Genomic DNA, 11628 nt, shown 5'->3' on the forward strand with positions numbered 1-11628 from the left:
ATAAGCTTAAGGCAACCTGCACTTAACCGGTATTCCCTCAAAGCGGTGCTTTGGGGACGGCCTTGAAGACAAGGCTGGTTGCGCCTTCCGGGGAGCGGCGGGTCTTGCCGAAAATGCCCCCGGCGAGGTTCGACAAAACCATACCAAGGAACAATCCGCCGAGCATTGCGACGGAGGCGGAGAACACTCCACCGCCTGACAAGGCATAACGGTCGGCATGTTTGTAAATCCTACTGCGCAACCGTCGGCGCCAGGAACTCCCGATATAGGTGATCCACTCAATATCGAATCCGGTTTGGGAAAGATCGCCGATTTCTCGCAGAACCTTGCGCTCGAACGCCTCGTCATCGATATCCGCATATTCATCGATCACGGATACGAGAAGGCGCGACTCCCCCCCGAGGATCGCGTTCAACGCCATCAAGAGAGGCCGGATTCGCGACAGCTCCCCAACCGTCAAATAACAATAGCAGAGCCCGGCACCAGAATTGCCGTCCGGCATAACGCCATCTGTCCTCCCGGAAATAAGGGCAGCCGGATCGACGCGTCGGCATCGATCTTTGTGCGTCAGGAGATAGAGGTCGAAACGCGTCTGCCCCGAAGTAACGAACAGCAAGGGACCCGTTTCGGTTTCCAGGAAATCGCGCAACGTATCCCCGACCGGGCGAAATTCCAACCAATCGAAATGTAACGGGGTCGCGTGGGGCGGGCTGCCCGCCAGCATCCGGAAAAGGCGGCGTGCGAAAGGTACGGATTCCATCAATTCTCTGTCGACATCAGCACCAGACGTATCGGCAGCGGTTTCCGACCAACGCGCCTGTGCCGTCAGATAGCGTGTCGCGGCATGCATCGCCCCGACCCAATACGGGTGATGGCGGACCGGTTGCGGCGTCGGTCGCAGCAAGGCGTGAATGGATTCCATATAGCGTTGAGATTCTTGCCGAACGGCCTCGACAGCCACCGGAACATCGCCAGCGTGGAACAGGATAGGACGCAGCGCGTATTCACGATGCTCCTTCGTCGTCCATTCGGAAAGCTGACGTGCGATGGACTCCTGATCCCGCTTCCCAAGCGCAAGGGTTTTAAGCTCCTGGTCGCGGGACTGCATTTCAAGGATGAATCCGTCGTCGCTGTCATCAATGATATTGATCGCGCTGCCGGGGCAAAGCTCCGGCACGAAAACATAGTCGCAAAATCCATGAAAACTCTCGACCACGCGGGTCGGCTTAATGCACAGCATAAACAGCAGATAGAAATGGGCGACCATCGTCGTGTGATCGACCCGCCACAGGAACTGGTTCGCCACGAGGCTATTCGTAAAGGGCTGATTGACGATATTTGCAATCGCCGTGGGGTGCAGGTGACGCAACGTCAGATCCACCGCATCGCGCGGTGTCAGGATTAAGGTCGCGTCCCCTTGTCCCGCGGCATCGCGCAACGACCCGAAGGTTTCTTCCTGGGTACACCGCAGGCTCGGCGCCATAACAACGTCATAGCCCGCCGCGATACGCAGTGACAGCGTTTTCAACGTTCCGTCGGCGAAGACGAAATCGGCATTCATGAACACAAAATGCCGGTTAACCATATCCGCACCATGGACCAAAATGCCTCGGCCATAGGCGTGGGTGAGCGTATAGCTCATCAACCCCGGTATGATGAGGTCGTCAATCGCGATGAAGTCGATATCGGCATATGCTTTAATGCGCTCGTAAATGGCGCTTTTCTTGAGATAAGCGATATCCGACTCTTTCGTCAGAAAGACGAACCGGCTGTCCAGCGCAGATGCCATCGCGGGTAAGTTTCCGGGCGCAAGTAGGGCCGGGCCGCTGACATCGACAAAGAAGTCGATGTATTTTTTGCCCCACATTACGGCTAGAAATTGCACCTTTTGTTTCTCGACCATATCACTTCTCGCTCGGAATCCGGTTCCGGTCGTCACTAGCCTTTGAGATGAAAGGTAAAGCTCGACAGGCTTTCAACCGTCGTGCGGCTGTCCTGTCGTATGGCGGCCTGCCTATTGAAGCCCCAGGCTCGGAACAGTGTCCATAGTGTCAACATCCCAACCAGCGGCAATGCGACTTTGCCATATTTGAGAAACAGGCCCCTCGCCGTCACGAGGTCATGCTTCAGAGACCGCTTGGTCCGCCCCCCGGCAAACCAGAATTCTAGGTCATAATCAATGCCCGGCCAAAAATCGCCGACCACCGACATAACACCGGTAGACGTATCCAATTCGGTGTCGGCCATATCCTTCCAGAATAGGATGATTTCCCGTTCCTCATCCATCCGCGTAGACAACGCCTCTACGACCGCAACGATCCGCAGGGGCGGAAATCGCGTCATTTCAACCACAGCGGCGCGATACCGCGCGCTCAGCGTCTCATCCTCGCCCCTATCCGAGAGCAGGTCATCGATGGATATATGATCGACGGTTCCCAATGCGGAGGCGAGAAGCCCCAACCCGTCGTCCACATAAATCACAGTCTCTCCGGGCGTTCGGCGGATACCCGCCAAAACAGGTGCCAGAAGACGATAGTCCAGCCAATCCGGATGCCATCGCGGCAGTTCCGGCACCCTGCCGAGCACATGCCGCCCGACACGTTGACGCATCGTTTCCTGATGTGGCTCCGAGTTCTGTTCGGACCTCGATCCGTGTTTCTCCACACTATCCTCATTCGACCCGCGCCGGGCAGCCTTCTGGCGACATGCCTCCCACAAAGCCTGCGATCCCGTCCAATAGGGATGATCGATGTGGGGTTGCGGCGGCGGCATCTTGCCGATCAGCCCCCCCACAAATGTCCTGGAGTCCGCGACAAACCTTTCCGTATCCGGGGGCAGATCCTGCGAATGAAAGATCAAGACGTGGTCTCGCGCATCCCGCCGATGCGTTTCGGTGGTCCATTTCGCAAGGCTGTCGACAACCTCTTGGTCCGTGGGTCGCCCCAATCGCAGGAAGTCGGCTTCGCTATCTCTGTACTGGATTTCCAGGGCAAAGAACTCGTCCGAGTCGCCCAGCACCGTCGACGGCGTCGTCGGGCACATCTCCGGTACGAAGAAATAGTCGCAGAACCCCCTGTTTGAGACGACCACCTTCTCAGGCCGGATCGACAACATGAAGTACAGGAAATGACGGCTGACCAAGGTGTTGGAATCCACACGCCAATAGAGCTGGTTCACATGGATTGAGTGGCAAAAATCGTCGTTCACCAGCTTCGCCACCAGGGTCGGGTGCAAGGATTGCAACGCCATGGACACAAGATCCCGAGACGAAACGGCCAGTGTCCGCTTGTCGTCGTCGATCATCGCCTTGAGCGGCGCTTCAAGCGCCTCGGAAATCGCCCGGATGGAATTCGCAAGAATACAACGCTCCCCGGCCACGATCCGCTGGGCCACGCTGGCAAGGGACCCGTCCGACAGGATAATGTCGGAGTTGAGGAAAAGGAAATGGATGTCCACCATGTCCTCCCCGGCATCCGCAACGCCCCTGAAATAGGCGTGGGACAAGGTCACACCGGAATATTCATTCACGATGAGATCGTCGATCGGGAGAATTCGTGTCGGGGCCAGGGATTGGAAGCGATCGAAGTTCTTCTGTTGTTCAAAGATCGGCATCGCGTCCGCCGTGGTCAGCAAGACGAACTCGCAGTTACAAATTTCAGTCAGGGCAGGAAGGTTCCCGGGCGCGAGGAGCGACGGCAGACAAAGTTCCGCGAACCGTTCGATATAGCGTTCCCCCCAAACCGGCAGAAGGAACCGCACGCGTGGCTGAGTAGAAACCGCTGGCTGCTTTGCCATTGACGTATCCTGTGATTGACCGGCAAGGCAGCGGGAAGCCTACCTTTTCCTATCTGAACTCATGATCTGTCTCACATGGTTCCTGCAACGTGGCGATTGTATTCGGCAAGGACGGTTTCAAGGTCGCCCTGCGCGATCAGTTCCCCCTTATGAAGGAACATCGCCTTGTTACAGAACTCCCGCAACACGCTTTCACTGTGCGATGCAAGAACCAGGATTTGCGCTTTTGATGTAATATTCCGGATACGCGCCGCAGCCTTCGCCTGGAAGGACGCATCACCGGCACCGATATTTTCATCCATGAGCAGGATATCGGGCTCGATAGAGGTGGCTACGGCGAAAGCCAGACGGGTCAGCATCCCCGACGAATATGTCCGAACCGGAAGGTAGATATATTCCTGCAATTCGGTGAATTCGATTATTTCGTCCAACTTACGGCGAATTTCTGGCAGCGTCATGCCCAGGATCAATCCGCATGTCAGGATGTTGCGATAACCGGTATCATCCGGGTCAATTCCGATATTGGTATTGAACAAGGTGGAAACGCGCCCGTTGACGATCAACTCGCCACCGATCGGTTCGTAAATCCCCGCAAGCGTATGCAACAAGGTCGATTTGCCAGCGCCATTAAGGCCAATCAGCCCTATTCTGTCGCCAGTCTCGAAATGACAAGACAAGCTCCGCAGCGCAGTGACCGCCGTATGCTTCGCCTTCTTCGACTTCGCCTGCATGATACCGCCGATATTCGGCTTCAGCAGATATTTCCGAAAGTTACGGTCGGCATCATACACCGGGAACTCGATCGTGACATCGTTGAGCGTTATTGAGGTTTCTTTAGTAGACATCGAATTAGATCCAATAAGGGATTCGAGACCGGAAGCGCCCAAAGATGATCAGGGTGAGACAGCTACCGACCACAAGAGTCCCTATCGTAACCGCCCAATTCATCATCGTCGGCGGATGCCCCAATAGCGGCGCACGAATGAGCTCTATAAAGTGATAGAACGGATTGGGATCGACGAAGAGGACCTTTCGGCTGCCAGCCTGCTCCGGTATCCAGAAAACAGGTGTTATGAAGAAGATGATTTGAAGAATGCTAACGATCAGATTTCCAAAATCGCGGAACCGGGTGCACAACGTGCCAACCAGCAATGCGACCCAAAGAGCATTCAACATAAATAGCGCTAGACTGGGGATCAGGAACAACAGGCTCACCGTTGGGTAAACGCCGAAGACGACCATCACCAGAACAAAAACAATTAAGTTATGAAAGAAAACAACCACATTTCTGTGTATCACTTGATACACGAAAGTGGAATACGGCATGCCTTTTTGCATGATGAACGGAGTGCTGGCGACGAAGATAGCCGTACTTTCCGTTACAATCGTGTTGATCAGAATCCATGCCGTCATTCCCGCCGTCAGGTAAGGAATGAACACACTGACTTCCATATTCCAGAAGTTCGAATACAGAAAACCAAGAGCACCGACGAAAATCGCCATGCTCAGGGTCTGCCAAAACGGGCCGATCAGCGTGCGACGATAGCGGAGACGCGTGTCTTTCCATCCCAACCATGACCACAGGCGCCAATTGAATGCCCCGCCAACAATATCCTGTACGGCGGTTTTCGCGAATTTATCTAACTGCATCGGCAATCTACATTCGTTGGAGATAACTCGGGCAAGACCAATCCTGCCAGCCCCGGCAACGTTCTAGTAAGTAGACACGAGACGTGCAACCCCCAACCCACCTGCGTTATCTGACGTGCGGCCCAATTACCAAGCAATAGCAAAAGCTGTTCGCACTACGGTGACGAGAGCGCAATATTTCGGAGATAAATTCGGAGATTAGGATATCTCGAATTCCGCGTTCTGCGCGTCCGTATAAAACATCTCGACCGTTTCCCGTGAGAATTCGTGCAAATCCTTCCCGACGGAAGACAGCTTTTTCAGGATGTCGTTTGTCGCCGTAATGATATGGCATCCAATCTCATCTGCCTGGAAAACATTCAAAAGCTCCCGCGGACTTGCCCAAAGAAGTTCGGCTTTCGGTCGATCCGAGAGAACCTTGAGCGACTCGCGCATTGCCAGCGTCGGATCACGACCGGTATCCGCGATCCGACCCGCAAAAACCGAAACGATGGCCGGTGTCCCTTCAGCAAGGGCTGAGCCAACCTCGCGAACCTGATCGACCGTCATCAAGGCGGTAATATTAAGGACAATCCCGTCTTTGGAGAGTGCCTCGATCAGGGGAGCGGCACTTTCCCTTTTGGTGTTCATAACTGGAATCTTGACGTTCACCTGATCACCCCATGACGCGATAACGCGCGCCTGACGTTCCATCTCGTCGAACTCATCTGCGAAAACTTCCAACGAAATCGGACGATCTGGTACGCGGCCGATAAGATCCTTTGCGAAGGCCTCGTAGTTTTGCACGCCGGCCTTGCGCATCAATGTCGGGTTCGTCGTGAAACCTTTGATTTTCGGGTCACGGTACATTTCCAAAATGCCCGCAAGGTCGGCGCCGTCAGCAAATAATTTGATCTTTAGATCGTCGATAGTCGGGTTCAGCATAAAAGCGATCCAGAATGATGAAGAGTGGATGGAGCACTTACTCGCATCACATCGAGCAAGTCAAATAAACCTCGCCGCATCAGGCGTTGATTTTCCTGAATGCGAGACAATAACACCCACCGCTTCGGCGAGACTTGAAACCGTTGCTATTTGTTTTTCGGGAATTGGTTCGACCGAATAGTGGCGATCAATAAAAACACTGTGGCATCCGGCATGAAATCCGCATTCGACATCACTAGACCTATCGCCAACCATGTAACTGGCTGATAAGTCTATTTCCCATTTCTTAGCTGCATCCAACAGCATACCCGGCGCAGGTTTCCGCCGCCCGACGTCTTGTTCGCGCGTTTCGTAAGAAACCTCGATATCGTCGATTTCAGTCCATTTACTAAGCCGTTCGTGCATGGCTTCCACTGTCTCGCGCGGGACCAATCCCGCGCCGACATCCGGCTGATTCGTCGCGACGATGACCAAGAACCCCGCACGCTTCAGCACAGCGACGCCCTCTGCCGCGTCCTCATAAAGAACGAAATCATCCAGGAATTTTGGTGCAAATGACCGTCCATCGCGGAACTCCGGGATGGACAGAACGCCATCCCGGTCCAGGAACACGGCCCGTGTCACCACTTTGTTGCGTGCTTCTTTAATGCAGGGTGGGATACGAGACAGTGCCAAACAACCGCTTGGAACGCTTCCGCATACGGCGTCACCAATCCGGCCTCTACGGTCGGCACAATGACGACCGCATCTGCGACTTGCGCCGTATAGCCACCGTCCCGGCCAACGATTCCATAAATGCTTACCCTGCGCTCTTTCGCGAATTTCAGGGCATGCACCAAATTGGCGGAGACATTCGCTTCAGCATTCCCGCCACCGACGGAGAAGACCAAGATGCCGTCTTTGTCGCTGACACGGCTGACAGCAAGCCAGTTCGCGAAAACCGTTTCCCAGCCTTCGTCGTTGGTACGAGCCGTGAGTTCGGAAACATTGTCGGTCGGCGCATACGCCTCAACATTGCAGAGCTTTCTGAAGTCGTTAACGGCATGCCCCGCATTTCCCGCACTGCCGCCAACGCCCAGAATAAACAATCTTCCACCGCGTTCGCGGACCGACGATATCCCTTCTGCCATGGCCTCAATCACCGAAGCATCAAGGCTCGTACATATTTTTGCCGCTTGATTGAGGTAGGTTTCAGAGAATGAGAGGGAGGGCGCAAGGGACATTTCTACATTGGACATGATCTTTGCCTATTTCTCGATGCGGATTGTCGATGTGCTGCAGCTTCGAAGGAAAACGCCGGGAAAAACGCATAGGGCGTGTCGGTTAGCATAGCCCGCCACGGTCATCGAATGCCCGAATAGTGCCGAAATCTGCGTCAATTTCTGGCCTATGTCAACGAATCTCAAGTCAATGAAAGGCCCTATCGGAGGTCGAGACGACGTCACCGACCGACGACGGGTTTGCTTCGTCATCACGACAACAGATTTGAAGGATGGTCGAGAACCGCCAAAGGCGGATACGTGACGTTATCCCGATGCAACGGGTTCATCGATCCACGTCGAATACCACTGTTCGAGTTGCAGGAGGCTCCATATCTTGTACTGGTGTCGGTTCTCGCCCCGTCGCAACTCCGAGAGCATGGACTGTACGGCCTCTGGCTTGAAAATTCCACGAGACCGAACCCGATCCTCACTAAGTTGATCGTTCGTGAGGTCCCAAAGCTCGTTTCTTAGCCACTCCGCAAGCGGCGGCGTCAATCCGACTTTATCCCGGGTCAAGATGCTGTCGGGCAACCGACCGTCCATGGCATTTACCAATACGGCCTTCGGCGATGTACCGGGAAGCCTGATACGTTCCGGAATACCACAGCAAAACTCGACCAGTTCATGATCCAGGAAGGGACAACGCACCTCAAGGCTATGCGCCATCGCCGTACGGTCCGTCTTTGTCATGAGCGCCCCCGGCACATAGTTTTCCAGGTCGAACTGAGACGCGCGTGTCATGATATCCCCATCACCGGACATCTTTTCACTGATCTCCTCAGCGATTTTTATGTCCATGAACGAGCGCATATCCCCGGAATAGAGGCCGTCACGATCGCTGTCATTGAAGAATGAAATCATATTGGCATAACGAAATTCGTCAGCCGTCCCCAGTTCTTTCGCAAGTCGGATAGCGTACCTTGCGGCTCGCGCCTTCGACATGCCGTTCTTCTCTAGCCAGTAAGCGGAACGGATCGCCATCTGACGGACATTCAATGGTAGAAAATCGAGCGCAGAGGCAAGCTTGCAGCCGACATATCGCGCATATCCGAGCAATACCTCGTCACACCCGTCCCCCGACATGGCAACCGTCACATTCCCACGCACCAGCCCCATCAAGCTGAGGGACGGAATCGTCGCCGGATCGGCGAGCGGTTCGTCGAATATTTTCGCAAGGTGGGCAACCGTATCCTGCACTGCTCCCTGAACGGAGCCGATATAGTGTTCCACCGACAGATCCTTGCAGATCGCTTTCGCAAATATGGATTCGTCTAGCTCTTTCGACGGAAATCCGATGGTGAAGGCACTCAACTGCTCTGGGAATATTTTGTGCAACAGATAGGTGATCGTTCCGGAATCCAAACCGCCGGAAAGGAGTACACCTAAGCTGACATCACTGACGCTTTGTCGCTTTACGGCGCGTGCCAAATGATCCAACAGCCCTTCCGCCGCTTCCTCCGTGGTCCGTGCTGTCGTGATACTATGGTTCGGTAACCGCCAATACCGCGTCGGTTCGGGGAGAACGGTCGCCCCTTTTTCGATCGTCAGGCAACACGAAGGTGCCATCGCATAAATGTCTTCGAACGCTGTCTGGGGCGGCGGAATATACTGATAGGTCAGGAACCGGTGCAATCCCTGCATGTTTGGGCGTCGCCGCAAGCCCGGCCACGCCAATAAGGCCTTGATTTCAGAGGAAAAAAGGAAAGCGCCATTTTGTAAGGTGTAGAAAAGTGGCTTTTCGCCAAAGCGATCCCGCGCCAGGAAAATTTTCTCTTCTTTGAAATCGTAGACGGCGAAGGCAAACATACCAACCAGTCGTTCGGGCGTCCGGTCCCCCCACCGCATATAGGCTTGCAGCAACACTTCGGTGTCGCCGTCGGATCGAAACGTCCGGCCCTCGGATTCCAGTTCTTTCCGCAGCTCTTTGAAATTGTAGATTTCGCCGTTGAAGACGAGGTGGAAGCGCCCTGTCTGATCGCTCATCGGCTGAGCCGCAGCCTCCGTCAGGTCGATCACCTTTAGGCGGGTATGCGCCAAGCCCGCCGACGGTGCGGACCATATCCCGTTGGCGTCGGGACCACGATGGCGCAAGCGTGCGACCATTGCCTGCAAGCGCGCATCGGACTCACCAGCATCAATTATTGGCGACGGGCTCAGATACCCGGCGATTCCGCACACGTGGTAACTCTCCTACCAGCTTTGTGTCAGGTTCGATCAGCCACGAACTCTTCAGGCAACGGAACCGGATGACGCCTGCGCAACAGGCAAACCCCGACCATCCATAAGGCAATCTGACACGCGACCCACCAACTTTGCCACGCACCGAAGCTCAAGAATCCTATGATAAGAGTATAAACCAATAGCGCCATCAAACCAGCCCTGTAGATCAGAGGCCTGTTCTTTCCGAAGCAGATGCTGCGAACTAGGAATACGTAAAAAGTCGAAACGAGAAAAACCCCGACACCACCTAGTTCCAACCAAACCTGCAGAGCAAGATTGTGCGGATGAAGCGGCAATAGTTCAGCGTTCTCCCGCTCCATCAAATCTTCCCATTGAGGTAGCGAACGGACAGCCGAGCCCAGAAATCCATCCGGCACCAATGCGTCGCCACCCGGTATCGTTCGAGACGAATCCAATCCATGGCCAATCCAGAGTGCATCAGCCACCGATTCAGCTACGAACTGCCATATTGCTAATCGGTGTAGTGCGTTCGGTCCCATCGACGCTTCCAATCCGGAATTCCCGAACGGGACGAGGGGGAACAAGAAGAACACGACCGGTATGACGATCATCATACCAATCCCGGTTATGCGAGGTGCCCCCCAGAAAAGGACGAAGACAATCAGGCTCAAGAACAGCGCAACAGCAGCAGACGACGATTTAGATAGTAATACAATACACGCTAGCACCGCCGCAAAAACAACCATCCACACCCAACGTTTTTGCTGAGCGTAATAGGCGTTAAGCAAGACACACAACGCTCCTATGACAGTACCGAATACTTTATACTCCGCGTCATGCTCTACTTGCTGCACCTGAGTAACGCCAACCAGCATTTTGGAAATCGAGAACCATGCCTGTTCTGAAAAGAAAATCAGAGCGGCCAATCCAAGCCCAATCTTCAAGGCAGTACCGCATAGCTTATGGGTAATCACATCGGTGTGGGAACTCACGCTCATTAGCAAAAGACCCATCACGAACAATGGCATGAGCCGTGCCATGCGGACGAACCCCTGAAACGGATCGATACTCCATATATTGGATACCAAAGCCCAAAGCAGAAGAGCGATCACAATCAACGACAAACGATGGATAGACGTAAAAACGACGCGTTTCCCGGAATACCCTGCAAGAAGCAAGCCTCCCAGCAACATGGTTTCCACGAAAAGAACGTGTGTATGCAACGCAACCAAGGGTACCAGTATGGTCAACGCCGCGACGATCGACGAGAATAGCGTGAAATGCATTTTCTCAGAATACCCTCTGTCGGAGAGTGGTGGTTATGCCCAGAAACACCAGCTATCGTCGCTCTCGTCCAGAAAAATGAGTTGTCGTTATTCCCCAGACACTTTCTTTTACAATTGTAGAGTGGTCGTACCGACGAGGGCAAAGCAATTTTCAGCAATCAATCCGAACATTCTTTGGCCTGCCTGAAATCGTTTGCCGAAACGAATCGCCCGTCTCCTGGAAACAGGGATGCACCGGTCTACGCTTTAGTTATAGACAGATTGCCGAACTATCTCGCCCGACGCTCTTCACCCTACAATATAGCTTTCCAGTGATCACATCACACCGTCGAGCAACCGGAATCGGAGACCGCGACTATGACGACAACTGATGCCGCCCCCCTATTCACCCCATTGGAACTGCCTTGCGGCGTCGTGTTGAAGAACCGTCTGGCGAAGGCCGCGATGTCGGATTCGCTCGGCGATGGGGCGGGACGACCGACAGCGCGGCAATCCCGCCTGTATGAACGTTGGTCGCAGGGCGGTTTGGG

The 11628-nt window shown here is 54.2% G+C and carries 9 protein-coding genes; all 9 read right to left on the reverse strand.

What is annotated here, in order from left to right; genetic code table 11:
• Positions 1 to 37 precede the first annotated feature (37 nt).
• Positions 38 to 1903 carry a hypothetical protein gene (locus HH303_RS19720; RefSeq protein WP_169627134.1) on the reverse strand — a complete coding sequence of 622 codons (1866 nt, stop codon included), beginning with the start codon at positions 1901 to 1903 and terminating at the stop codon, positions 38 to 40.
• Between the two features lie 35 nt (positions 1904 to 1938).
• Entirely contained in the window at positions 1939 to 3795 is a 1857-nt protein-coding gene (locus HH303_RS19725; protein WP_169627136.1) for a hypothetical protein, read from the reverse strand.
• 71 nt (positions 3796 to 3866) lie between these two features.
• Positions 3867 to 4640 (reverse strand): ABC transporter ATP-binding protein, encoded by a 774-nt coding sequence (locus HH303_RS19730; RefSeq protein WP_169627138.1) that lies wholly within the window; start codon positions 4638 to 4640, stop codon positions 3867 to 3869.
• 4 nt (positions 4641 to 4644) lie between these two features.
• Positions 4645 to 5445 carry an ABC transporter permease gene (locus HH303_RS19735; RefSeq protein WP_169627140.1) on the reverse strand — a complete coding sequence of 267 codons (801 nt, stop codon included), beginning with the start codon at positions 5443 to 5445 and terminating at the stop codon, positions 4645 to 4647.
• Between the two features lie 198 nt (positions 5446 to 5643).
• Positions 5644 to 6369, reverse strand: coding sequence for a transaldolase (locus HH303_RS19740; protein ID WP_169627142.1), 726 nt, complete (start codon positions 6367 to 6369; stop codon positions 5644 to 5646).
• A gap of 60 nt (positions 6370 to 6429) precedes the next feature.
• Positions 6430 to 6981 carry a D-glycero-alpha-D-manno-heptose-1,7-bisphosphate 7-phosphatase gene (locus tag HH303_RS19745; protein ID WP_169627144.1) on the reverse strand — a complete coding sequence of 184 codons (552 nt, stop codon included), beginning with the start codon at positions 6979 to 6981 and terminating at the stop codon, positions 6430 to 6432.
• 8 nt (positions 6982 to 6989) lie between these two features.
• Positions 6990 to 7607 (reverse strand): SIS domain-containing protein, encoded by a 618-nt coding sequence (locus HH303_RS19750; protein ID WP_227421962.1) that lies wholly within the window; start codon positions 7605 to 7607, stop codon positions 6990 to 6992.
• Between the two features lie 288 nt (positions 7608 to 7895).
• A complete protein-coding gene (gene asnB / locus HH303_RS19755; protein WP_169627146.1) occupies positions 7896 to 9809 on the reverse strand; it encodes an asparagine synthase (glutamine-hydrolyzing) in 1914 nt (637 codons plus the stop codon).
• Positions 9810 to 9835: 26 nt separating this feature from the next.
• Positions 9836 to 11098, reverse strand: a complete 1263-nt coding sequence (locus tag HH303_RS19760; protein WP_169627148.1) for an O-antigen ligase family protein — start codon at positions 11096 to 11098, stop codon at positions 9836 to 9838.
• Positions 11099 to 11628: the final 530 nt, after the last annotated feature.

Source organism: Pacificispira spongiicola (assembly GCF_012926505.1).
Taxonomy (GTDB): domain Bacteria; phylum Pseudomonadota; class Alphaproteobacteria; order UBA8366; family Aestuariispiraceae; genus Pacificispira; species Pacificispira spongiicola.

Bases quoted from the DNA above. Each gene is read 5' to 3' on its own strand.
- HH303_RS19720 (WP_169627134.1), bottom strand. From the start codon at position 1,903: ATGGTCGAGAAACAAAAGGTGCAATTTCTAGCCGTAATGTGGGGCAAA.
- HH303_RS19760 (WP_169627148.1), bottom strand. From the start codon at position 11,098: ATGCATTTCACGCTATTCTCGTCGATCGTCGCGGCGTTGACCATACTG.
- HH303_RS19730 (WP_169627138.1), bottom strand. From the start codon at position 4,640: ATGTCTACTAAAGAAACCTCAATAACGCTCAACGATGTCACGATCGAG.
- HH303_RS19735 (WP_169627140.1), bottom strand. From the start codon at position 5,445: ATGCAGTTAGATAAATTCGCGAAAACCGCCGTACAGGATATTGTTGGC.
- HH303_RS19725 (WP_169627136.1), bottom strand. From the start codon at position 3,795: ATGGCAAAGCAGCCAGCGGTTTCTACTCAGCCACGCGTGCGGTTCCTT.
- HH303_RS19750 (WP_227421962.1), bottom strand. From the start codon at position 7,607: ATGTCCAATGTAGAAATGTCCCTTGCGCCCTCCCTCTCATTCTCTGAA.
- HH303_RS19740 (WP_169627142.1), bottom strand. From the start codon at position 6,369: ATGCTGAACCCGACTATCGACGATCTAAAGATCAAATTATTTGCTGAC.